The following is a 23,137-nucleotide window of genomic DNA, read 5'->3' as shown; positions in this document are numbered from 1 at the left end:
GGCACATTCACCGTGGCAAGGACAGCAGCACCACTGTTTTTTATTTGCAGCTGCGCACCTGAATAAGGCGTAGCGATTCTTAAGTTAATGGTATAGCTGCCTGCAGAAGGAACAGAGACGGTATAATCCATCCAGTCGTTCTGGTCTATCCAGCCTACGTCAAGGGTGCCTTCGGAGCAGTTCTCTGTAAGCACACCACTCATGGCGCTCCAGTTCTCTGCCTCTATCCTTGAAGTGCCACCTGAGGATGCATTGACGGTTACTACTACATCATCTGAAGCTGTTGCTCCGCCGTTGTCGGTCACGGTAAGGCGGAAGATGTAAGAGCCCTGTACCAGTGCTGAGATGGTGGTAGTGGCAGAGGAAGGATTATTAATGGTAGCCGTTCCTCCGGATACCTTGGTCCATGCATAGGAAGCAATGCTTCCATCAGGATCAGAACCAGAACCAGTGAGTGTTACACTGTTTGTGGGCAGTGTTATGATCTTGTCAGCACCGGCATTAGCCGATGGTGACTGGTTGGCTGCACCATTGACGGTTATATTCACGTCATCAAAAGCAGAAGCTCCATTATTATCAGTTACTGTGAGGCGGAAAATATAACTACCCTGCACCAGGCCAGAAACCGTTGTGGAAGCTGCACCTGGAGAGTTGATGGTAGCTGCACCTCCAGAGATCTTTGTCCAACTGTAAGTTGCGATGGTACCATCAGGGTCTGATCCGCTACCAGAAAGTGAAGCTGAATTCGTTGGTAGTGTGATGGTTTGATCTGCACCTGCATTGGCAGTGGGTGATTGGTTAGGTGTGGCGTTCACGACCACATTGACATCATCAAAGGCTGTTGCGCCATTATTGTCTGTCACTGTCAACCGGAAAATATAATTGCCTTGTACAAGGCCCGAAACAGTGGTTGAAGCCGTGCCCGGAGAATTGATGGTGGCAGCTCCTCCGGAAATCTTTGACCAGCTATAGGCTGTAATAGAACCATCAGGGTCAGTGCCACTACCGGCCAGTGTTACACTATTTGTGGGAAGTGTAATATTCTTATCGGTTCCGGCATTAGCGGTAGGAGACTGATTAGGAGCCGCATTAACCGTAACATTCACATCGTCAAAGGCAGTTGCCCCGCTATTATCGGTGACAGTTAAACGAAATATATAATTGCCCTGGGCAAGGCCGCTTACGGTTGTATTATTTGCCCCCGGGCTATTGATGGTGGCTGCTCCACCTGAAATTTTAGTCCATGAATAGTCAGTAATGCTTCCATCAGGATCAGAACCGCTACCCGTTAAACTGACAGAATTGGTTGGCAGGGTGATCGTTTGATCGGTTCCTGCATTGGCAGTGGGGGGTTGGTTGGGTGCCGCATTCACTATAACTGTTACATCATCAAAAGCGGTAGCACCGGCATTATCTGTTACTGTAAGGCGGAAGATATAGCTACCCTGGGTCATTCCACTAATAGTAGTGGAGGCTGATCCGGGACTGTTTATTGTGGCTGACCCACCTGATACCTTTGACCAACTATAGGACGCAATGGTTCCATCAGGGTCTGAGCCGGAACCCGCCAGGCTCACTGAATTGGTGGGCAATGTGATGGACTTATCTGCTCCCGCATTCGCGGTAGGTGACTGGTTGGGCGGAGGCCCGCTTCCCCTGGAATATTGCAACATCCATTGATAGACGTTTAGCGTGTTATTTGGAGGAACTACTCCGGCCAGCGTGGCAAACCAGCTATCATGACCACCTGCTTCAAAGATGGTAACTTTTGGAGGCGGATTGCACCCCAACATGGTGATGGTATCTGTATAACCAGTGGTATAGGTAAGTGCTACGCCATCATCTAAACGATTGTGAAATGCCCAGATAGGCAGGTTGGTACCCGCAATCACCCTTGCCTTAGCAAGGGTTGGCGTATCAGTCCCAGTGAACGGAGCGATGGCAGCGAGCCTGTTGCTATACAATGCACTGCTACTACAATAATTCCATACAGATCCCGCACCGGTGCTGATACCTACCAGGTAGATCTTTGACGTGTTTACCCGGTAATGTGATACAGCATAGTCAATCATCTCATTGATCTCAGCTGCCGTAGGGTAGCGTTGCCAGATAGGTATGGTTATCTGGGGCGTAAAAATGATAAAACGCTGTGTTTGTCCATTGACCGTAAAGGAAGTCGGAAATGTTCCCTCATTGATATATTTGGGCGGTCCGTTATTATACAGCTTCTGCAGGTCTGTGAGGCTACCATTACCTGTTTCTCCAATTCCCTCAATAAAAACAAGGAGTGGGTAGGTTTGTGTGCCGGTGTTGTAGCCTTCAGGCAGGTATTCTGCAAAGCCATTGCATTCGGCATTGATGAATACATTGGGTCGTAAGGTTTGAACCTGGCTATTCCCCTGTTGGAAACTAACAAGTGCAAATAATAGAAATAGCGTACATGGCAGGGCAGTGTAAATTCTTCTCATAAAAAAAGCGGATGCGTGCTTGAAAAATAGATTACAATGAATAGGGTAGGAGTAATATAAATATAAGATAAATACTTCATTAATCCTACCAAAACCAAGCCACTGCCGGGTTCCCGGTAAATAAAAACTTCTTAAACAGGAACAGGTGAAAACCTTCAAAGAACCAACTATGCGAACCAGGACCTAGTTTCACGAAATGAGTAAAACCTGGTACAATTCCAGGTTCCTTACCTATATCCACTACGAGTGCTAATGTGCAGCAGGCCGAAGGGATAAATAATCCAGGTAATAAATGATCTTGACAGAAAAGTTATTCTGTTGGGGTGTATTCAACACATTGGAAAAATTAGAATGGTACTGGTTCCGGATCTGCTGGTCAAACAATTGGGAAGCATCCTTCCAGGCGATATTGATAAAGCTACCGGGGGCGAACTGCCAGGTATATACCATGTCAATATTGAAAAGGTTTAGATTTTTATTGGGATCCTGGTTCACTGAGCTTACATCTTCCAGGTAACCATCCTGTTTCAGGTTAAAGAACCGGGTGTACTGCACTTTACTCCAATAATGACGGGCCCTGAAGCTGAGACCCATTTTGGTATTGAAATTATATTTTACATTAAATATGTTCTCTACCGTATTGCGGTTGCGCAATCCAAAAATGACACTGTCGCCTGCCGGGCTAATAAAGCCAAAACCTGCATCCCGGCTTACCCAATCCACATTATTGGTAAGGCCAACAGAAAGTTTATCAGAAAACCGGTATTGGTTTCCAATGATAATTTGTTTTTCATTGGATCTGTACTGCTTAGAGTAGGATTGTTGGCCCTGAAATGACAGGCTGTATTTCCTGGCTGTATTGGTATTGATAAAAAATCCTGCGGTATAAAACCCTGGCTTTTTAAAAACCCTCCCATTCTCCCTTGGTTCATAAAAATCATTTTGCCCGGGTGAGAACCTGGCATTCAATCCTACATTCCAGAGATTTTTTAACTGGCTATTAATGTTGGTATTGACATTAAAGTACTGGAAGCTTCTCGGTTTGAAGCGCTGTGAATAATTAGACCTTAACTGGAAACGGATATTGTTATAGAAGCTTTTGGGCTTCATGATCTTGTACCATATGCCGGTTCCGTAATTAAAGTAATTGTTGTTGGTGAAGTAACCCATATCATTTTGCTGGTACTTATCATCGGCCATAAAGTGATCCACCTCGAAAGTAAAAGGTCCACGGAATTTGCCAAGGTTCACCTCATAATTGTATCCAGACAGGGTCTTGCCAGGTGCCGGCTGGCCAAATAAACGGCTGTTGGCCACCTTACCCCAAAAGTTCCAGTCTACCTTATTATCATAAAGGTCCCATAGTCCGGCAGTTACATTGGCATCATAATCCTTTCCGTTCCTGAGGACGTTGGTATTAACCAGTGTGACACTTGAATTGTTTTTGAGCGTTTGGTCCAGGACAATGATATTATAGTTGGTCAAGGGGTTTGTTTCGAGCTTGTACTGCTCTTTATTACTGTTTTCCATCGTGGCATATTGGGGCTTGGTGACTGCATTGAAAAACCCTACGCCCAGGCCCCCGGCTGTACGGCCACTGATCTTGGTGGCATTCAGCAATTTGGTCTCCGATGGATTCTGAATAACTGCTTCTCCCGCGTTTACATGATCTAAAGGCAGGTAATAATTGAGTGGTTGACCGCCAATTCTGCGGCTGTAAAAAAGGTTGCCTTTATTAAATAACTCAGTGCCCTCGGTAAAAAAAGAGCGGTTCTCATTGTAACGGACCTCAAAAGGGCTAAGGTTTAAAACCTGGTTATCGCTCTGCACTTGGCCAAAGTCAGGAATCAGGGTCATGTCCAAAGTAAATGCTTTACTGATGCCATATTTTACATCCATGCCTCCATTGATGGTGGTGCCCCAGCCTTTACTATTAGAAGCATTGTTATCCAGGTAGGCTGACATGTAGGGTGAAAAGGAAAGTCTGATGGGTGATTGAATATCCCTGATATCTTTCCAGGTACCTGCCTGGTTCATCGTTCCAAATTTATTGGGATCGATAGGGCTCCATAAATATTGTTGGCCGGTGCGGGTGCGACGTCGGACAAAATTGATGCCCCAGCTTTGTACTTTTTCCTTGCTGAAGCGTAAGGCTGAATAAGGTATGCGCATTTCAAAAGTCCAGCCGTTTTCTGTCATTTTTGTTGCCGTCTGGAATACAGTGCTCCAGCACTCATCTTCTTCGTTGAGAAAATATTTGCAGTCCATTTGTTCCCCAAGTGGCGTGACGTAAAACCCAACACCATTGATCTTGTCTTCATAGGTATCAAACATCACCCCGGCAAAATCATTGATGCCTATGTGGTCACGACCAACCAGCTCTGTTGATATACTATCCTTACTTTGTTCATGCAGGGACATAGCAATGTAAACTGCGTTGTCATCATAAAGGATAAAGGCCTCGGTTCGTGAGTTTTCCTGTTCCTTTCTGCCATACACAGGTCGTTGTTCAATAAAATTGCGGGCAACAGCAGCTGTTGACCATGCAGGGTCATTCAGATCTCCATCTAATTTTATAGCCAATGAAGTTCTGATGGCCGGTAAACTGCAGGGAGAAGTTTGAGCCAAAAGAAGCATGGATTGCAATAAAAAAATGCCAACCAGTGAAAGAGATCTTATACGGCCTATCGTCCAGAACATACCTACTTGTTTTTACTTAATGGAATGCAAAATGTGTAATCTTTCAAGAAGGGACTATAGTTTATTAGATGAAAGGCAGATATGGCCTTATGAATTGCGAAAGAGAGTAACCGAATATAGATGTCCACTACCTAACAATCCTGTAAAAGACCGGGATGCGTAGTAACTTTAATAAGACCGGTTATTATTTATTGTATAATTATTTATTATGAGAGTTGTATTATTAATTATCCTTGGTTTTTCATCACTGCAGGCTTTTTCCCAAATTGACTCCGGGTTTATAAAGGCCTTAAAAGCTTTGGATACAGCAGATATATTAAAATCTGATACACTGGCACCGCCCAATGATGTCTTTACACAAAAGATAAAGATCCTGAGAAAGGAGAGAAAGGGGTTGACAACGGAAAATATCCTGCGTATCAAGATCATGGAGGAACAACAAAAGGATACAGTTCATTCCAAAGAGTTCTATAAAGAATTACAACGCGAGATCACTACAGGCAAAACCGGTCAACTCCTGGAAAATAGTTTTATTAATTTGTACAGGAACCATTTTACGGAAAAAGAGGTGGATGATTTGATTAGCTTTTATAAATCATCTGCAGGGAAAAAGATGGATAATGAATTCATATTGTTAATGGTGCAATCTGTTAAGGGCGGGGAACAATTGATGAAAATTGCAGGTAAAAATGTGGAGAAACGATTTCCCCGAAAATGAAATGAGGTTTTGCTCATTATGTATCCTTTATACCTGTATGCACATATGTTTACGCAGGTCTTAACTGTTTTAGTGGGAACTGATCTTTTATTTTTGTGCATAATTTAATGTGCAGGCCTGATGACTAATGAGATACTTATTGAGAATTCCACCTTTAATGATTTCGAAACTATTGTTGCATTATATGACGCTGCTATAGCCTATCAGAAAACAAAGTTCAAAAGAAACTGGCAGCGTTTTGATGATGAATTGATCTGGAGAGAGATCAGGGAGAAAAGACAATGGAAGATAGTCATGGATGGAGCGGTAGCGTGCATCTTTGCAACGACGCTTACCGATCCGCATATTTGGAAAGAAAAAAATGCTGATCCTTCTGTGTATATACACCGCATCGTAACCAACCCGGCTTTCAGAGGTAATTATTTTATGAAGCACATCATAGATTGGGCGAAAATTTATTGCAGGGAAAACCAGTTGGAAAATATAAGGATGGATACCTGGGGGGATAATGAATCATTGGTTAGCTATTACCAGCAATGCGGTTTTGAATTATTGGGAATCGTGACGCCTGAACAAACAGGTGAATTGCCAAAACACTATTCCTGTATTAGCCTGGCCTTGTTGGAGATAAAAGTGTAACGATTTTCTTAATAATATTTTAAATCAGCTTATTGCATTTCAGTAATAACAGGCAAATACCTTTTCTCTTCCAAAACTTCTTTGGCTCTTTGTAAAGCCATTTCAAAATCAGGAGTTACATATCTTTTGCCGATCTGGAACAATAGCCTGGATTTGCGGAACTCCTCCAGTACGGGAGGTTGAATACCACTGATGATCAATTGCATCTTATCATGGCGGCACATGCGAAGTACATCTTTTATAGTGTGAATGCCGGTGGCATCAATTACCGGCACATGGCGCATACGGACAATAAGCACCCTGGGCTTTTTTTCTATCACCCTTATGGCATCCTTAAATTTATACGCAGCGCCAAAGAACATCGGCCCTGTTAATTCAAATACTTCAACACCATGCGGTATTGTATACCTGCTAACGGCATTAGCATCTGTTGATGTCTGCCTGCTCTCATTGAGATAGGAACTTACATTACTAACCTTGATCATTTTTCTCATGAACAGGAACACCGCCAGCACCATACCTATTTCAATAGCCAATGTCAGGTCGAAGAGGACCGTAAGCAGGAAGGTGGTGATCAATACGGTAGCGTCACTGCGGCTACCCCTGGCAATGGCAATAAATGTAGTGTGTTCGCTCATATTATAAGCAACAATGACAAGTATTCCTGCAAGACAACTCATGGGAATTAGTGTAGCCCATTTGCCAACCAGTAACATGATTACCAGTAAGGTCAGGGCATGCACCATACCTGCTACCGGTGTACGTCCGCCATTTTTTACATTCGTAGCTGTTCGCGCTATGGCGCCCGTAGCGGGAATGCCTCCGAAAAGCGCAGAAGCTATATTGGCCCCACCCTGTGCTACCAATTCCATATTGCTTTTATGATTACCGCCGATCATGCCATCTGCCACAACAGCTGATAGCAGGCTTTCAATGCCACCCAGGATAGCGATGGTAAATGCCGGCCTGATAGATCCCTTTATGATATTCCAATCAAGATGGGGTACGCCGGGTGTGGGCAGGGAGGAAGGTATGCTTCCAAAACGACTGCCAATGGTCTCAACGGGAAGTTTAAACAATTGAACTGCAACGGTGGCCAGCAATATGGCAACCAGGGACCCGGGAATGACATGGGTGATCTTCGAAAAGAACAGGATGATCAATATGGTGGCCAGTCCAATGCCAACCGCATAGGGACTGATGTGTGAAAAGTGAAGGAAGTAGGCCTGCCACTTGTCTATGAAATCTGCAGGTACAGATCCCATGGTCAATCCCAGGAAATCTTTGACCTGGGAAGAAAATATAATGACCGCTATCCCTGTTGTAAAGCCCACGATCAATGGGTGTGGAATAAATTTAATGACGCTCCCAAATCTTGCAAATCCCATTAACATCAGCATGATGCCCGCAATAAAAGTAGCTATGATCAATCCATTGACACCATATTGCTGTACAATGCCATAGACAATTACAATAAATGCCCCGGTTGGTCCGCCTATCTGCACCCTGCTGCCTCCAAATGCAGAAATAATAAAACCTGCAATGATAGCGGTGAAAAGGCCCTTTTCGGGTGATACCCCTGATGCAATGGCAAAGGCAATGGCAAGCGGCAAGGCTACAATGCCTACAATAATACCGGCAACAAGGTCTTTAAGGAATTGTTCCTTACTATATGCTTTTAAGGTGTCAACAATTTTTGGTTTGAACATAGAATAGCATTGATCATTTTACCGGCACAGACAGTTGCCTGAGGTAGGTGCCCGCAGCCGAAAGGTTCATATAATATTCATGGGCAATAGCGCTTCCATTCAGATCATTGAGCTCTTCGATAATATAGCTGATATAATGGGTAAGTTCATTGGTTCCGGTAACCTGGGTTTTTATTTTTAAAAGATTTTCATTGATGTTTCTTTTTACTTCTTCTATAGAATGGGCATTTAGTATTTCATTGATCAATTTACTTCGGTAGATCTTCATGCTCACAGATGCCATTTTAAAAGGTGCCGTTAATGGCTTTTCGGAAAATATCGATTCAATAGTGATGTCTTCGCAGGAACAAAGTGGAGAAGACTCGTTTGCAAGGGAGGTGGATATTTCAGTTATGGTTATTTTATTGGTCATACCTTGATCCAGAATTTCAAAAGGTTATCGTAATGAGTTTTGACAACGTAATAGCATGGGGGTATTTCATCTTCCAGGCTGTGATAGGTAGCTATGCGTGTGCCCTGTGGTAATTGTTCCAGTTGTTTGTAGAGGTAACGATTATAGTAGTTGTAAAGGGATGATGAATATTGAATGCTTGCATCTATTTTTTCTGTTCCTTCCAGGTTTTCATAAAAGGAATTGAAAAAATAGAAATGATCATAAGCTGCAAGATCCAGTTGAGTGAAATTACCATGCATAAAGAAGGCATTTTCCAACTGTAATTCAGATTTGATATTTAGAGCAATATCATGCAGGTCTTTTCTTTGTTCAATACCAAAGAACAAACCTCCGGGCTGGTAATAAGCTGCTGCCATGCAAAATTTCCCCACGCCGCTGCCTATATCCAAAATTCTTGCTCCAGGTTCAGTAACAAGAAATTGCGCGGCGCAACGGGAGACCTGTAATGGTGTCCAATGTCTTAGCGCTCTCTTTTGGATCATAGGGGGGTAGAGATGGTGAAACTCCCTGTCGTCCTGGAAGATATCCAGCCTGTAATGATTGGTTGAAAATGTTTCTTTCATATTACAAGGACCTGTTGTTTTATTTGATCATTTTTAGGGATATTGATTGTCTTCACCTGAATGGTAAGCCTGTATACCAGGATAAGCAGCTGACTCAGGGCATGCTTTTAGCCCAGGCAAAGTTACCATGGGTGCTCAAGGGAAATTGTAACTCTTATCACTTCAAAAAGTAACTTTTATCACTTATTAAAATAGTTTTGTACGTTATGAGCCTTAAAGGGATCTTTCCGATTGATAAGTGGGGGTTTAATAATAATTCTGTACTGACTGATCTTCCTGAATTGGAAAAGGAAAGACTCATGTCGCATAGCAGTGAACATCTATACAGCAAAGGGGAGATGATCTTTCGTGAAGGATCGTTGCCATCCGGTATTTTTTACATGAGGTCGGGAATGGCTAAAAAATACAAAGTGGATAAAGAAGGCAGGGAGCAAATCATTTATGTAGCCAATGCTGGTGAATTGCTAGGCTATCATGCCGTATTGGCTGAAGAGCGCTACCCGGACAATGCTGCGGCACTGGAGGAAAGCCTGGTTGGATTTATACCAAAGGAAGATTTCCTGGACGTGTTGCAGCTGTCAAAGACATTATCACAACGTCTTTTAAAATCACTTAGTCATGAATTCACTGTCTTTGCCAATAGTGTAGCCCTGTTCGCACAGCGTAGTGTAAGGGAGCGTTTCGCCATGCAACTGATACTGATGCGGGAAAAATATAAGCCCGGAATTGTGCAGGGTATGGATGTGGAGATCAATCTTTCCCGTGAGGACCTTGCCAGTCTTGTTGGAACCGCCAGGGAAAATATAGTGCGTATCATCAAGGATTTTAAGGAAGAAGGAATACTGGAGACCCGTGGCCGTAAGATCATCATCACTGATGTGGCTGCCTTATTGAAGGCAGCTAATTATTAAACATTGCTTCAGGAAGTTACCCTGCGCATTGCTGCAGGAAAGTATCGATCATATCGTGATAGCCCTGTTGATTGAGTGGTTTCATGGCCACCAGGAGCGCGCCTTTTTCTATGGCTTTACGGGTTAACAGGGTATCAGCATAAGTGGAATAGATCACAACAGGAATGGAGCTGAAATGCGCATCTGACTTCAGGTCTTCCAGCGTTTGCAGGCCATTTTTTTGAGGCATATTCTGATCAAGGATAATCAGATCGGGAAAGTCATTAGTCTGCAGGGTTTGCATTACTTCTAAAAGCCTTGAACCATTTTCAACAATTGGCAGAATGAGTATATCGTTCCTGTTCTGTAAAAAATCGAGAAATAGTTTTTGGTCATCGCTGTCATCTTCAGCAAGTAGTATTTTTTTAGGCTGCATGCACTCAGGTACTAAAGTTATTGTTGATTTATAGGTAAGATAATCATAAATATGGAGCCATCCATTTGATTGCTGGTTGCTTTAATAAGACCATTGTGTTTTTCCACGATCTTTTTGGCTATGGCTAAACCAATGCCTGTTCCTTCATATTTATCTTTTGGGTTAAGGCGTTCAAACAAGGCAAAAATATCTGTAGCAAATTTTTCATTAAAGCCAATGCCATTATCCTTAATGCTGATGAGGCAATAATCTCCGTTTGGATCTTCCTTACTGTCGAATGATAAGGATCGCAGTATTTTACTATCGATTGTTATTACAGGATCTACGCCGGGCTTTTGAAATTTCAGGGCATTGCTGATAATATTCTGAAATACCTGCCTGATCTGGCCCCGGTTAACTTCAATATGGGGAAGGACGTTTACAAGTATTTTGGCTTTTTTATCTTTGATGATCAATTCAAAATCTTCCAATAGTTCCTGTATCAGCATGTTCAGGTCAACAGCATGTGTCCTGGTAATATTTTCCGACAACCTGGAATAATTCAATATATCAATGATCAATGCCTTCATGCGCCCGGATGAATCAATGATCTTATTCAGGCATTGATGAGAGTCTTCTGAAAGTTCATTGCCATATTTTTCTTTTAAAATATTGGAAAATACCATGATCTTTCGTAATGGCTCCTGCAGGTCATGGGAAGCCACGGAAGCAAACTGCTGCAGATCATTATTGCTTACTTCGAGTGCTTCATTCATTTTGGCCAGCTGCTCATTATTATCTCTTAATTGCTGCTCATTCTTTTTTTGCCTGGTAAGATCTGTAACAATAATACTTAAAGCCTTTCCTTCATCCAGTTCAAGGGCGGTTAGTGATACCTGAACGGGCATGAATTCATTACCATTAGAAAGAGCTACTTCTCCCTTGCAGTCTTCTTTCCATGCTTTTGTAAACAATTCTTTGTATTGGAAAACATGTTCAGATGCAATAAACTGTTCAAAGTCCATTCCTATAATATAGGATAATGGGGTATCAACCATTGAGGCAAACCGTGAATTACAATAAAGAATATAACCCTGGTTGTTCAGGGTTACGGCACCTTCAGTCATTTTTTCTATAAATACCCGGTAGGTATGGTCTGCAGATTTTAATGTGTACAGCTGGTGCCCGTTGTCACCCTGGACAACGATGGCATCTATCTGGCCTGTACGGATCGCCTCGATGGTATCATTAGCTTCTTCCAGCTGTGAACGCAACTGCTCCAACTCAAATTCATAATCTTGTATGGATCGGTTTCTTGCTTCCATAGTTTTAAACAGACAATCCCAGGCCTTTTAATACTTTTTTGGTATCTGACATGTCGCCGATAAGTTTACGCTCAGGCAAGGGCTTTTTTCTTATGAGCATGGGTAATGCTATTAACTGTTCTTTTTCAGCAAGCTTTTGCTGCTGGTGCACATCAATAACCTCCAGGATATAATTATTCTTGATATGCCCTTCACAAATTTGTTTTATGTTATTAACTGCCTTTACAGAGTTGGAGGAGGCTCCGGAAATGAAAAGACGCAATACGTATTCAATTTGTTTTACTGACTGTTCTTTGCCGGTTTTATCCTGGCTTTCATTTTTAGTCATGTTATTTTGTTACAGGGCGGATATTCAGACCTACCAATACTTTTTCTTCATTGGATAGATCGCCAATGATCTTTCTAATAGGAACGGGTACTTTTCGAACCAATGTAGGAATGGCAAAGATCTGGTCACCGGCAGCCAGTTGCGGGTGTTCAAGCAGGTCGATCACTTCTATTTTGTATTGGCCTTTCAAATGTTCCTCGCAATATTTCTGCAGGTTTGTAAGGGCTGTTGCAGATTTGACCGTATTGCCTGCTACGTACAGCCTTAGTTCCCATTTAGGTACTTTTGACAGGGCCTTTTTACTTTCTTTTGCCATTGCCTGATGTGTTAAGTCGCTTTTCAATGATTTGTTTTTTATTCTTTTCCATAACCTCCTTTTTCAATTCCTCCTCTATATAAGATTTATTCAATTCTTCCTGTATGGATTCAAATTCTTCTTTAAGAGAAGCGATCCTTGATTCCAGGACCAATCTTTTTCGTTCAATTTCCCTGTCTTTCCTGGATAGAGCATGTGACCGTATGACCTCACCTGTAACTTCATTCAATTGTTGAGCCTCCCTGGCCGAACCCGTTAAAATTCCATCAGGTCCCAGGTATACATCTACAAGGTCCAGTCCATTATTTTCAATGACAAACTCCCGAACCTGGTTTGAGTGAGCCATTCCACGGGATTTCATGATATACATTCCCCTGTTACGCTCGCCGTTTAGTTCCAGTTCTTTTACCTGGATCCATGCGTCAACCATGGAAGAAACACCTTCATCCGTTTGTTCACCAATGGCTGTATTCAAAGTGAGCGCTGTAAACATAACTGTGATCTGTTCTCTTTGAAGAAAATCAATCAGCCGGATAAGGGTAGCCTTCACATCTCTCAACTGGCCAATAGTTACCAGGTTGGTAATGGGGTCTATAATAACCACTTTTGGCTTGAATTCAGTGATCTTCTTATAGATGGAAACCAGGTGCATTTCCAATCCATATAAAGTAGGCCTGGAGGCGCAGATTTTTAAGAATCCCTTATCAATATGATCCTGGAGGTTGATTCCAATGGATTGCATATTTCGAATAATCTGTTGAGTGGATTCCTCAAAAGCAAAATACAGGCATCTTTCTCTACGCTGGCAGCATGCATGAGCAAAAGAAACGGCAATACTGGTTTTGCCGGTTCCTGCAGACCCGGATATCAATATAGAACTGCCCCTGTAAAATCCTTTTCCTCCTAACATATTATCGAGGGACGGCAATCCTGAAGAGATTCTTTGTTTGGAAACAGGTGCATCAAGGGTTAAGGAGGTAATGGGTAATACTGATATTCCATCCTGGTCTATCAGGAAAGGATATTCATTGGTGCCATGAATAGAACCCCTGTATTTTACTATACGTAACAACCTGGTAGATATCTGGTTAAATACCCTGTGTTCCAATAAAATCACACAATCAGATACATATTCCTCTAAACCCTGCCTGGTAAGCATACCATCGCCTTTTTCACCTGTTATGATCGCCGTAACACCTTTTTCTTTCAACCATCCGAAAAGGCGTCGCAATTCAGCCCTTAAAATAGTTTCATTGCCCAAGCCTGAAAACAGGTTCTCGATTGTGTCCAGGACCACTCTTTTGGCACCGATACTGTCTATAGCATGTCCCAGCCTGATAAACAACCCATCAAGATCATATTCCCCGGTTTCTTCTATTTCACTCCTGTCAATATGTACATGATCCAGTTTGATGAGATTTTGCTTTTGAAGTTTATCAAGGTCAAAACCGAGAGAAGCCACGTTGATGGCAAGTTCATCAGATTTTTCTTCGAAAGCCATGAAAACCCCTGGTTCCTTGAAATTTAATGCTCCCCTTACAATGAATTCGATAGCGAAAAGCGTTTTTCCACTGCCAGCCGCACCGCATATCAGGGTGGGCCGGCCTTTTGGCAATCCGCCTTCTGTGATCTCATCAAGACCTGCAATGCCTGATGGCATTTTAGGTAAGGTTTTTTTTGATGCTGCTCTTTTATTGGACAATGATGACATAATTTTTTTTTATCATTTAGCTTCCCGGTTTGGCTTTTCTGTAGAAAAGACATTTAGGATATAAAAAAAACTCATGCCAAAACAGGCCATTACTGATTAATAATTCAGAATATATTCTTTGCAAAAGCTATTGCTTTGACTTAAGCACCAGTCTATTAGCCACTTGCACATCGCATATATCAAGACGTTATTTGTTCCTTCTCAGAAAACAATCCATGTTCACTTTAATAATTTGAAGTAGAAAGCAATATGCTAAGCCAAGCAGGATAAAGAGAGATTTTATGTTGCTGTGATCCCAGGTTTTCTGAAACCATTTAGTTGTTTTGAATTGTACTTCCTGTTCTTTATGGATTCATATATAATCAGAACAATCAATAATCCAAATAGAATCAGGGAAGAGCCTTTGGTTCCGTAATTCATTCCTCCCTTCTCATGTGGTTTGGTAAGCAGGTCACCAAAAGTGGCACCGAATGGACGGGTTAATACAAAGGCGATCCAGAATAATATAACTCTTGAGATACGGGTAAAATAATAAGCCAATACTACAATGGCTAAAACTGAGGAGATCAATAAAGCACTTCCTCCAAAGCCAAGCCCTGAATCATCGGCCAGGAAGTCTCCAAGAGCAGTGCCCAATGTATTGGAAAACAGAATGGCAGTCCAATAAAAAGCTTCTCCCCGGAAAGACCGGATGTGGTCTACGGAAAGGGATTTTTCTACCAGTTTCCATACTACCAGTATTAATATCAGTATGGATACAAGTATGAGAGCGCCTTTGGCATATCCCAGCTGCAGGGTTCTATCCATATAATCTGACATGGTAGTTCCAGCCGTGCTGGTGGCAACAATCACTGCCCAATATAATGGTGGTATATATCTTTTTACAGTGAGTTGTGAGATCACAGTGATTAAAAAGAAACTAAAAAAGATAAGGGTACTGACACCATACCCTACTTTCAGGGTTTGTGCAAGCAGGTCGCCGCCAGTTTCACCCAATGTGGTTGCCGTAATTTTTGTTATCCAGAATAACAAAGTGAGTTCGGGGATCTTACTTAGATACTTGCTATCATCTCCTGCTCTTTCCATTCTTTTTTAAATGGATTGTTACAACGATAATGCCATTACTGATCCTTTGAAGTGAAAATAATAGGGTAGCGTACAACGGATGTAAGTAATCTCCCAACTGTAAAACGGGCGTATTTAAAACTAAAAAAGCCTGGAGAACCAGGCTTTTTTATTACTTCGGAAAAGTATATTAATATCTGTTTTTATTATAATTATTTCCGTTGTTGTAACCGCCGCTGCTGCGGGCTGGCCTGTCTTCTTTAGGCTTTGCTTCCATTACTTTGATGGTCCTGTTTTCAACAGTAGCACCGTCTAATTCAGCAATAGCTTTCTTAGAAGCAGCGTCATCAGACATTTCAACAAATCCAAATCCACGGGATTTACCAGTTTCTCTGTCGTTGATGATTTTAGCTGAAGTTACTTCTCCATAAGGAGCAAAAAATTCTCTTAAGTCTTCATCTTGTACGTTGAAGCTTAAGTTTGAAACATAAATGTTCATGTGATCTAACAATAATTGATTAAAAAAATATCTGAGGCAGCGGAAGTAAAACTAACTACGATGCAGATTGCTAAGCAGGATAATTACTAAATACTAATGCGAGGCTCAAATTAACCCTGTGAAGATAGCTTTATTATTGATAGTAAATGTAAATATTATCACAAGGAATTTTGAGCCCGCATAAACTGACAGTTAAAAACTAATTGACAAGACCATCCAGGGAGATGGATTCCAGGTAAGGAGTGAGTGTCCTGATGTTATCGGATACCCTGTATTCCTCTACGGCTTTGTTATGCACATTGCAATAGGTTTCAACATAATAGCTATCCAATTGAAACAAAAAGACCATTCGATCATAAAATTGTCTTTTGCCTACTAACACTCCAAGATGGAGCACGGTTAACTTCTTTTCCTCTTCATTTAACAAGATAAAATCAGAAAGCTTCATAGTACCAATTTTAGAATTTAACTAATAATGTTTACTAATAACCTGACTCTGAACAATGATAAATGCTGATGCCTGACGAAACGAAATACTAACTGAAATAAATTCTACAAGGGCGATAGGTATATATGTAGGCGGCCCATATAGAAAAAGAGGCTAGGGCAAATATATAATATGAAATTTAAAAAGTACATAGGTATCTCCAATTACTTCCATTTTAACCTTAACATAAACTCTCTTAATACTCAAAAGTTAATATTCGACACAGAAAATCAACTGGATATACCCGGTTGGGTTTATTCACCTACCTTGTTTGGAAATGAACATAAATGAACAGGAACGGCCCTATCGTTATAATAGAAGATGATTCGGATGACCAGGAAATACTGGTAGAAGTCTTTAATAAGTTGAACTATTCAAATAAGCTCATTTTTTTCCAGGAAAGTGAAGATGCCCTCGATTACTTAAATCGCACTGATATTTCTCCTTTTCTCATCTTGTCTGATATCAATATGCCTAAATTGGATGGATTCGCTTTGCGAAACAAAATATACACAGATGCACAATTAAAATTGAAATGTATACCCTACCTGTTTTTCACAACTGCTTCCTCCCAAAAAGCTGTGATAAATGCCTATAGTATGTCGGTTCAGGGTTTTTTTGTAAAGCAAAATTCCATGGGTGAATTGGAAAAGACCATCCAGGTGATCATGGATTACTGGAAAAGATGCGTGGCACCAAATGATGTATAAAAAAAATTACACTTCTCTGCCTGGGGGTTGCATTGGTAGCCATGCCTGGTGTCATTTTTTCAAATATCTGATGTTATCCAAATTGTTTTTCACCAAGATTATTAACCTGGCTTTCATCTGTTTTAGTGAGATCACCAATTTTTGTTACCTATTTAAAAAATCAAGCAGAATTTTATTGAAAACATCGGGTTGATCCATCAATGGTAAATGGCCAGCCTCTTCAATTAGATGAAATTTTGCATTTGGAATTATTTTAGCAGCTCTTTCACCATATTCAACTGGAAACAATCGATCGTCTTTTCCCCAAATAATAAGTGTTTCATTTTTTATCTTTTGCAATAATTCTTCGGGCACTTTCGATACAACAGTACCTCTGCCTTGCTTAAATACATTCTTCCCACCCGTTGATTTGGCAACAGCAACCGAGTAAAGACTGTGGTTCGGGTCTCTGTTTTCAGGCTTCTGGAGTATATAATGAGAATTAAAACTATTTGCCATAGAGGATGGAAAACTATTCATCCATATGATTCCGAATAGAGGCCAAAAGGAAACTTTCGCACCTAAGCCAGCAGCGTCAACTAAAACAAGTTTATCAACCATCTCTGGATGGTCTATGGCAAACTGTAACGCAATGGCACCTCCTTGAGATAATCCAACTATATGAGCCTTTGAAATTTTCATTTTTATTAAAAAGTCTTTAAGCCATTTTGAGAAATAAGGGCGGTTATAATGCGCATTGGGCTTGTCAGATTCACCATATCCTACGATGTCTGGTGCAAGCACATGAAAATTTTTAGAGATAGTACCAATAGATGGATACCAGGTGACAGCACCAGCACCGGCGCCATGTAGACAAATCACGGAATTACCAATTCCTGCAGATAGGTAAGCAGTTTTAACTGAATCAATAGTTACCTCACCTTCCTCAACCGAAACCATCATCCTATCAATCAGCGCTTTCCTAAAATCATTTCTATTTCTTTTTTTCAAAATTTAAGTTTATGCAGTTTAATGTTAATGTAAATAGCCTGCCTAAAATGGTTTACAACAGTTGATATGGGTTCTAAGGAAATACTCATTTTAGGTTCACTTCTGAAGATAGTTTTATCAATGACTGTGGTAGGTGGCTCCAACAGGGGATGGGACATAAGGCTGCGATCCGTCAATCACCTGAAAATTCGCCATCTTGCCCTTTGCATTATGTTCCAGTATGTTAGTTTCATCTTAGTTATAGTCAAGCATTAGCTTCACGATGTTTTTATAATTATCACCATATTCATTTTCAATCCGAAGAAGGCACTCACTAATTATATAGTGTCTTTGAGAGCTATCATATTTGATAACTTGAGCGGATTTAAAAAGCTTCTGATCTGCCGTTGAAAATGTCATGGGGCTAACAACGTGGAGTTCATCTAAGTCATTATTGGTTAATTGCCCCGTAGGAATAAGGGTTAAACCATGCAATGTTTTTATGGGCTGGTCGCCTGCCGAAAAACTTTCAATTGACCCCGGAAAAGTACGGTTGTAAGTATCCATGATCCCTGCCAATGTAAATTCATTTATTCCTTCCTGAAGAAGTACCCCGAGCTTTTTGTTTTTCCTGAAAATTATTTTTTTACCAATCGTTACTTTATCGCTAAAGTGGAAGGTGTTGCTCTTATGGTCTAATTTGGGAGTGTCAAATGGATAAGAAACGTCTTCAATCACCTTGCGCATGGTTTCCATTCCAAATAATTTGTTGATAATCGTAAGACTCCCTTCAGTTGCGTTGGAGACACCGGCTGTACTATAAAGGTTTCCACTACTGGCAACGCTTGTATGCTGCACCCAGAGCGGCTTACTGAAACTTGCTTTGATGCCTTCGTAATCAGAGGCGTGTGCCGTGATCGGTTTCCCGTCGAACAGACCCGTTGCCGCCGCTGTTGCCGCACCGTCGCATACGGAAAGAATAGTTACGTTGTCAGAGTGATGCCTTTTAATCCAGTTAACAATTACCAGATCCTGATGAAGTGAATCGGCAACGGCTAAAAAAGGAATAACGATAACATCAGGATACATACGCAATGAATCAATTTGGGAAAACGTCATTTGCGGCAGAAGGAAAAAGCCTTTTTTAACGACGATTGGAACTTTGTTCTTTGCAACTATGTAGACATTGGCCTTTTCCGTGGCGTTAAAAAGATAATAGGGAGCCATCATGTCAAAAAGTTCAGTGCCTTCGTTATTTGCTACAATCACCACCGTCTTCTTTGAGCTATCATAAGTAGGAAGTTGGTAAGTAAAATTGTTCTTCCCCTCGTAAACTGGTGTTCTGCCAAACTCCCTTAAGGGTGCACAGGCATGGAAAAGGAGGGCTGTTACCGCTACCAGGATGATAGCGGCTTTCATAATTTTTGTCGGTTTCATTTTTTATTTGCTTTTAGTATTCGTTGTAATTGTCTTGCGGTTTTAAAACCACATTTAGTGGCGATGTATTCAATTGTAAACTCAGGGTTGTTGAGCATTGTCTTGGCGAACTCAAGGCGCAAAAGCGTGAGGTATTCAAGCACCGTCGTTCCTGTTTTTTCTTTAAAAACACGACTCAGGTTCCGTGGGCTCATGGCAACAAGTGACGCCAGGTCTTCGATGGTATTCTCATCTGATAAATGCTCAATCAGGTGGTCCTGGACTATGTGGATGGCCGGATTGATGTGGTTACGATAATCAAGGTAGATGCTTTGTTGGGTATGACTTTGGCTTCTGCGGTGATACACCACGAGACCCCTTGCAACTTTGTGCGTAAAAAGAGCGCCTTTTAATTCTTCCAGTATTGCCAGCGAAAGGTCAATGCCGGCACTGATGCCTGCACTGGTGTAAACATTGTTGCTCTTTTTAAAAAGAATGTCCGTAATGACTTTTGCTGTTGGAAACTGTCGTTGTAATTCTTCTACCCTCCTCCAATGAGTGGTGCATTCAGTGTCTTTTAGCAAACCAGCGTGGCCCAGGGCAAACGCGCCATTGCAAACTGAGCAAATGAAAACACCCTTATCAGAAAGTGATTTTATCCAGGAAAAGAAATGGTGCTCTGCCCGAAACGCAATGCTACTTACATACTCAAAATCCATCCCCGGAATGAAAAGGTAATCGCCTTCTTTTAGTTCGGCTTCTGTGTAATGCTTCACGTTCCCAAATGAAATTCCGGAGGTGCTAATGATTTCCTCCTTGTACGAATAAAATTGGAGTTCTACTTCGAAGCCATAGAATTTCGCCTCAGTAAATACCTGGGCGGGACCGGCCAAATCCAAGAGTTCAACGGAAGGAGGAACGATAAATGCTATTTTTCTCATCTCTTTATTTTGATTTTGAATAACTCCGGGTTCATGTGATGGCCATTAGAAGGTATTAAAAAAATTATATTCAAGGCGAATAAAGGCTCCATTGGGTGCGGTTCTCAATAGTGTCGTTCTTAATTCTTTTCTGTAACCAATGTCCAACCTGCCCTGGCTGTTAAATATAAATTGTACAGACGGGGCAACGTCCACGAAATATTTTCCTGATTCTGTATTCACCTGGCTTAAGAACTCCATCATTAAATTAAGATTTGTCTGTCTATAACCTTTGTACTCTTTTGGCAATAGTAACTTCCCAACTGAGAGGGTATAGTTTATAGCTTTTCTATTGTCTTGCCCATAAAGAAATTTGTTACCATTTCCGTTATCAGAAGCCTTTAGATATGATATGCTGGATGATAACGCCACCTTGCATAATAATTGGGTAGCAACGATGCCAAACTCCGCTCCCGTATTATGGCCGTACATATTGATTTCTTCCTGGTGAATGTCACTATTATTATAGCTGACCCTGCCAAAGCCAGCCATGCGAAAATGTTTTTGCACTGCATCATTACTTAAGAACCGATATTTCGCATAGACGCTCCCACCTTCATACTTCAAAACATCACTACGGTTACTAAAGAAAACATCACCGCTAACCATCAACTTTTTAGAAATACCCAGCATGATTTCCGGAATCAGGTGATAATTTATTTTCGACGTGTAGGTTTCACCCATGATAGAGTTGTCCACCCGAAAGCCAATGCTTCCAACGGCACGGTTGCTGGCCGGCTCTGTTTGCGAAAACAACTCCTGGGCACTTGCTGATACGAACAGAGAAAAAGACGTTATAACAAATAGAAGTTTCATTTTATCGGTTTGCAGCGTGAACGATAACTGAGCGTTTTATAGACTTGCGTGGTAAACTCCAGCAACTGTTGCAACCTGGCCAAGAGCATTACTTTTATATTCTTTCGAAGAGACAAAACCTTTATCCAACAACCTAACCCGTTGTATTCCATTTAACGATAGACCTTTGCCGTTGATAATGGAAAAGGTATAATTACCCATTGTCACAGTACCATTGTCCTTTAACTCTACGTCATTGAAATGTATAGCAGCAACAAAACTGGAAACAGAAAAGCCTGCATCTTCAACTTTCTTCTTTATTTTATCAAAATCAACTTCAGCGTTTTGCTTGAAGGAGATTTCAAACGTATAGCTTTTCAAGTCTGCGTCTACTTTCTCTACAAAATCAAGGGTCTTTAACGACTTGTTGATCGCATTACTGCACATGCTGCATGTTAGTCCACTTGCCTGCAAATAAACTTTGGTGATTTGAGCTTTTGCAATCATTGACACGACGATGGCAAGCAGTAAAAAAATCTTTTTCATGATATTTATTTTCTTTTTGAAAACTGTTTGATTAAGCCTGAAAATTAGATTTTGCATTAGAGCGTTTGAGGATAAGTCACCTTGATTACTTTCTCCTTTTCAGGTCCTTTTGAAACGGTATCCCTACCGACCTGTCATCAGTATAGGAAAGAGTCTCTTTTTCATTTTTTATTTGTTTTACAATATGAAGGTAAATTGACTCGGCAGGGTTGGAAGGACAGCCTCATGTCAGAAACGGACAACCTGTAAATTGCCACCCTGAGCCTCTGACTGATAGAAAAGTTTTTTAAACCCATAATGATATATATCACTGCTGCCGTTGCGCACAGGATAAGCATTAATAAAAACCCAACCTTGCTTTCCCATGAAGTTCAATGCGTCGATAATTGTGTTGAATTTTTTTAGTTTGCCATTGTAGGTTCTCAGCCGGTCATCTGACCAGAAACTTTTTTCTTCACCAAAGTCAATGTCTATGGTGACCTTATTGCTAAAAAGCCTGGGTGTAGTATGAGCTGGCAGTATTGCTCAATTTTGCTTGTGTCAGTTTGTGCAAATACAGCAATAGCTGACAGTTGAAAGAATAGAATGACTAGTAATTTTTTCATTTCTTTTTATTTAATTGTTTGAAATTTTCGGTTTTTGAAAGGCACAAAAGGGTGCATATGATGCTATGCACCACGTTAAAATTGTTGGCCTGTTTTCAGGATTAAGAAGCCAGGGAAAGTAGTTGGCTGCCGACGCATTCATTCTGGGAGGCAGCGCAACAACATGCAGGTTTTCTGTTCTTCAAATATGGGCTGCTACAGTTCCAGCAAGATGCAGGTTCTTCATGGGAGATAGTGATGTCCATTTCTGCAAGCAAGCTTCGGCTACTTTCGGATAAGTGAGTTTTTTCAATAGTGGCAAAGCCCTCATTGTTGTATATTTTGCCAACATAGTGAAAGCCTGCTTTCTGAATACCTTTCAAAGACGACCTGTTTTCCGGCGCATGAATAATCCAGAAGCGGTCTGCCTTTTTGCATTCAAAATTTATTATGTATTGGAGTAAAGTCGGATAGATACCCAGGCCGCGAAACGTTTCCATTGTTCTAAAGTTCCAGAGATAGCGATTGCCAATAGGCAATATCAGTTCGTGAGCCAGTTCTCCGATCATTGCCTTTCCCCTTGCCATCCATCCAAATGCAGCAGGCATATTGTTTAGGTAGGCTACAAAGGCCACATGATCATTTGCTATACGTTTTACTACGTCTTCACGGGTGGTGCCACCCATCCAGGCAAGCAAACCTACTTTGGTGCATTCTTCCATTATCAATCCTGCCGGTGGTTTAATGAAGGACAGCGTATCCGTGGATTTAAGTGTATAAAGAGACATGACTTTATGGTTGTTGTTTTAAATACAGAGATAGGTTGAGATGAATAGATGACTTGGTGAAG

General features: G+C 41.3%; 23 protein-coding genes. 4 read left to right on the top strand and 19 right to left on the bottom strand.

All coding sequences use genetic code 11. The features are described from left to right. Both BP74_RS06865 and BP74_RS06860 read right to left on the bottom strand, forming a co-directional pair. Positions 1–2,468: PKD domain-containing protein (locus BP74_RS06865; protein WP_496372404.1), on the bottom strand; the 2,468-nt coding region annotated here is incomplete at its 3' end. Between the two features lie 249 nt (positions 2,469–2,717). Beyond that, positions 2,718–5,168, bottom strand: coding sequence for a DUF5916 domain-containing protein (locus BP74_RS06860; protein WP_496372402.1), 2,451 nt, complete (start codon positions 5,166–5,168; stop codon positions 2,718–2,720). Positions 5,169–5,376: 208 nt separating this feature from the next. On the opposite strand from BP74_RS06860, the gene BP74_RS06855 reads away from it, so the two are divergent. Both BP74_RS06855 and BP74_RS06850 read left to right on the top strand, forming a co-directional pair. Then, positions 5,377–5,886 (top strand): DUF2059 domain-containing protein, encoded by a 510-nt coding sequence (locus tag BP74_RS06855; protein ID WP_496372400.1) that lies wholly within the window; start codon positions 5,377–5,379, stop codon positions 5,884–5,886. 120 nt (positions 5,887–6,006) lie between these two features. Then, positions 6,007–6,525, top strand: coding sequence for a GNAT family N-acetyltransferase (locus tag BP74_RS06850; protein ID WP_496372398.1), 519 nt, complete (start codon positions 6,007–6,009; stop codon positions 6,523–6,525). 29 nt (positions 6,526–6,554) lie between these two features. Here the strand turns inward: BP74_RS06850 and BP74_RS06845 are convergent, their stop codons facing one another. From BP74_RS06845 to BP74_RS06835, 3 genes are read right to left on the bottom strand one after another with little or no spacing between them, the layout of a single operon-like run. Then, entirely contained in the window at positions 6,555–8,234 is a 1,680-nt protein-coding gene (locus BP74_RS06845; RefSeq protein WP_496372396.1) for a SulP family inorganic anion transporter, read from the bottom strand. 13 nt (positions 8,235–8,247) lie between these two features. Beyond that, a complete protein-coding gene (locus tag BP74_RS06840) occupies positions 8,248–8,646 on the bottom strand; it encodes a hypothetical protein (RefSeq protein ID WP_496372394.1) in 399 nt (132 codons plus the stop codon). Continuing rightward, on the bottom strand, positions 8,643–9,251 hold the full coding sequence (locus BP74_RS06835; RefSeq protein ID WP_496372392.1) for a methyltransferase domain-containing protein: 609 nt from the start codon (positions 9,249–9,251) through the stop codon (positions 8,643–8,645). The genes BP74_RS06840 and BP74_RS06835 overlap by 4 nt, the downstream gene beginning before the upstream one ends. A gap of 206 nt (positions 9,252–9,457) precedes the next feature. On the opposite strand from BP74_RS06835, the gene BP74_RS06830 reads away from it, so the two are divergent. After that, complete coding sequence (locus tag BP74_RS06830) at positions 9,458–10,162, top strand: Crp/Fnr family transcriptional regulator (protein WP_496372390.1); 705 nt, start codon at positions 9,458–9,460, stop codon at positions 10,160–10,162. A gap of 16 nt (positions 10,163–10,178) precedes the next feature. Here BP74_RS06830 and BP74_RS06825 read toward each other — a convergent pair whose 3' ends face one another. The 8 genes from BP74_RS06825 to BP74_RS06790 form a co-directional block, all read right to left on the bottom strand. After that, positions 10,179–10,577 (bottom strand): response regulator, encoded by a 399-nt coding sequence (locus BP74_RS06825; protein WP_496372388.1) that lies wholly within the window; start codon positions 10,575–10,577, stop codon positions 10,179–10,181. 17 nt (positions 10,578–10,594) lie between these two features. Then, a complete protein-coding gene (locus BP74_RS06820) occupies positions 10,595–11,881 on the bottom strand; it encodes a sensor histidine kinase (RefSeq protein ID WP_496372386.1) in 1,287 nt (428 codons plus the stop codon). A gap of 4 nt (positions 11,882–11,885) precedes the next feature. Next, a complete protein-coding gene (locus tag BP74_RS06815) occupies positions 11,886–12,209 on the bottom strand; it encodes a circadian clock KaiB family protein (RefSeq protein WP_496372384.1) in 324 nt (107 codons plus the stop codon). A gap of 1 nt (position 12,210) precedes the next feature. Then, positions 12,211–12,525 (bottom strand): circadian clock KaiB family protein, encoded by a 315-nt coding sequence (locus BP74_RS06810; protein ID WP_496372382.1) that lies wholly within the window; start codon positions 12,523–12,525, stop codon positions 12,211–12,213. Then, positions 12,509–14,236, bottom strand: coding sequence for a circadian clock protein KaiC (gene kaiC / locus BP74_RS06805; RefSeq protein WP_496372380.1), 1,728 nt, complete (start codon positions 14,234–14,236; stop codon positions 12,509–12,511). Before kaiC ends, BP74_RS06810 begins: the two co-directional genes overlap by 17 nt. Before the next feature lie 279 nt (positions 14,237–14,515). Next, the gene (locus BP74_RS06800) at positions 14,516–15,322 is read right to left on the bottom strand and encodes a COG4705 family protein (protein ID WP_496372378.1); all 807 of its coding nucleotides are present in this window, start codon (positions 15,320–15,322) and stop codon (positions 14,516–14,518) included. 169 nt (positions 15,323–15,491) lie between these two features. Then, positions 15,492–15,800, bottom strand: coding sequence for an RNA-binding regulator (gene rbp / locus BP74_RS06795; RefSeq protein WP_496372376.1), 309 nt, complete (start codon positions 15,798–15,800; stop codon positions 15,492–15,494). A gap of 199 nt (positions 15,801–15,999) precedes the next feature. After that, entirely contained in the window at positions 16,000–16,248 is a 249-nt protein-coding gene (locus tag BP74_RS06790; RefSeq protein WP_496372374.1) for a hypothetical protein, read from the bottom strand. A 326-nt stretch (positions 16,249–16,574) separates the two neighbouring features. On the opposite strand from BP74_RS06790, the gene BP74_RS06785 reads away from it, so the two are divergent. After that, positions 16,575–16,997, top strand: a complete 423-nt coding sequence (locus BP74_RS06785; protein ID WP_496372372.1) for a response regulator — start codon at positions 16,575–16,577, stop codon at positions 16,995–16,997. Positions 16,998–17,141: 144 nt separating this feature from the next. Here the strand turns inward: BP74_RS06785 and BP74_RS06780 are convergent, their stop codons facing one another. The 6 genes from BP74_RS06780 to BP74_RS06755 form a co-directional block, all read right to left on the bottom strand. Beyond that, positions 17,142–17,987 (bottom strand): alpha/beta fold hydrolase, encoded by an 846-nt coding sequence (locus BP74_RS06780; protein WP_496372370.1) that lies wholly within the window; start codon positions 17,985–17,987, stop codon positions 17,142–17,144. Positions 17,988–18,221: 234 nt separating this feature from the next. Then, positions 18,222–19,403: a DJ-1/PfpI family protein gene (locus BP74_RS06775; RefSeq protein ID WP_496372368.1), complete on the bottom strand. Its 1,182-nt coding sequence runs from the start codon at positions 19,401–19,403 to the stop codon at positions 18,222–18,224. Beyond that, positions 19,400–20,323, bottom strand: a complete 924-nt coding sequence (locus tag BP74_RS06770; protein ID WP_496372366.1) for a GlxA family transcriptional regulator — start codon at positions 20,321–20,323, stop codon at positions 19,400–19,402. Before BP74_RS06770 ends, BP74_RS06775 begins: the two co-directional genes overlap by 4 nt. A 45-nt stretch (positions 20,324–20,368) precedes the next feature. Beyond that, positions 20,369–21,178, bottom strand: coding sequence for a hypothetical protein (locus BP74_RS06765; RefSeq protein ID WP_496372364.1), 810 nt, complete (start codon positions 21,176–21,178; stop codon positions 20,369–20,371). A 36-nt stretch (positions 21,179–21,214) separates the two neighbouring features. Further along, positions 21,215–21,703: a heavy-metal-associated domain-containing protein gene (locus BP74_RS06760; RefSeq protein WP_496372362.1), complete on the bottom strand. Its 489-nt coding sequence runs from the start codon at positions 21,701–21,703 to the stop codon at positions 21,215–21,217. A gap of 706 nt (positions 21,704–22,409) precedes the next feature. After that, complete coding sequence (locus BP74_RS06755) at positions 22,410–23,075, bottom strand: GNAT family N-acetyltransferase (RefSeq protein ID WP_496372360.1); 666 nt, start codon at positions 23,073–23,075, stop codon at positions 22,410–22,412. Positions 23,076–23,137 lie beyond the last annotated feature (62 nt).

Source organism: Flavisolibacter ginsengiterrae DSM 18136 (assembly GCF_059568575.1).
Note: the sequence above shows the minus strand (reverse complement) of the source record. Positions and strands in the feature narration are given on the sequence as shown.

Coding starts and splice junctions, on each gene's coding strand:
- BP74_RS06820 (WP_496372386.1), bottom strand. CDS start 11,881: ATGGAAGCAAGAAACCGATCCATACAAGATTATGAATTTGAGTTGGAG.
- kaiC (WP_496372380.1), bottom strand. CDS start 14,236: ATGTCATCATTGTCCAATAAAAGAGCAGCATCAAAAAAAACCTTACCT.
- BP74_RS06815 (WP_496372384.1), bottom strand. CDS start 12,209: ATGACTAAAAATGAAAGCCAGGATAAAACCGGCAAAGAACAGTCAGTA.
- BP74_RS06760 (WP_496372362.1), bottom strand. CDS start 21,703: ATGAAAAAGATTTTTTTACTGCTTGCCATCGTCGTGTCAATGATTGCA.
- BP74_RS06790 (WP_496372374.1), bottom strand. CDS start 16,248: ATGAAGCTTTCTGATTTTATCTTGTTAAATGAAGAGGAAAAGAAGTTA.
- BP74_RS06770 (WP_496372366.1), bottom strand. CDS start 20,323: ATGAGAAAAATAGCATTTATCGTTCCTCCTTCCGTTGAACTCTTGGAT.
- rbp (WP_496372376.1), bottom strand. CDS start 15,800: ATGAACATTTATGTTTCAAACTTAAGCTTCAACGTACAAGATGAAGAC.
- BP74_RS06755 (WP_496372360.1), bottom strand. CDS start 23,075: ATGTCTCTTTATACACTTAAATCCACGGATACGCTGTCCTTCATTAAA.
- BP74_RS06785 (WP_496372372.1), top strand. CDS start 16,575: ATGAACAGGAACGGCCCTATCGTTATAATAGAAGATGATTCGGATGAC.
- BP74_RS06800 (WP_496372378.1), bottom strand. CDS start 15,322: ATGGAAAGAGCAGGAGATGATAGCAAGTATCTAAGTAAGATCCCCGAA.
- BP74_RS06835 (WP_496372392.1), bottom strand. CDS start 9,251: ATGAAAGAAACATTTTCAACCAATCATTACAGGCTGGATATCTTCCAG.
- BP74_RS06850 (WP_496372398.1), top strand. CDS start 6,007: ATGACTAATGAGATACTTATTGAGAATTCCACCTTTAATGATTTCGAA.
- BP74_RS06765 (WP_496372364.1), bottom strand. CDS start 21,178: ATGAAACTTCTATTTGTTATAACGTCTTTTTCTCTGTTCGTATCAGCA.
- BP74_RS06845 (WP_496372396.1), bottom strand. CDS start 8,234: ATGTTCAAACCAAAAATTGTTGACACCTTAAAAGCATATAGTAAGGAA.
- BP74_RS06855 (WP_496372400.1), top strand. CDS start 5,377: ATGAGAGTTGTATTATTAATTATCCTTGGTTTTTCATCACTGCAGGCT.
- BP74_RS06860 (WP_496372402.1), bottom strand. CDS start 5,168: ATGTTCTGGACGATAGGCCGTATAAGATCTCTTTCACTGGTTGGCATT.
- BP74_RS06830 (WP_496372390.1), top strand. CDS start 9,458: ATGAGCCTTAAAGGGATCTTTCCGATTGATAAGTGGGGGTTTAATAAT.
- BP74_RS06840 (WP_496372394.1), bottom strand. CDS start 8,646: ATGACCAATAAAATAACCATAACTGAAATATCCACCTCCCTTGCAAAC.
- BP74_RS06775 (WP_496372368.1), bottom strand. CDS start 19,403: ATGAAACCGACAAAAATTATGAAAGCCGCTATCATCCTGGTAGCGGTA.
- BP74_RS06810 (WP_496372382.1), bottom strand. CDS start 12,525: ATGGCAAAAGAAAGTAAAAAGGCCCTGTCAAAAGTACCTAAATGGGAA.
- BP74_RS06825 (WP_496372388.1), bottom strand. CDS start 10,577: ATGCAGCCTAAAAAAATACTACTTGCTGAAGATGACAGCGATGACCAA.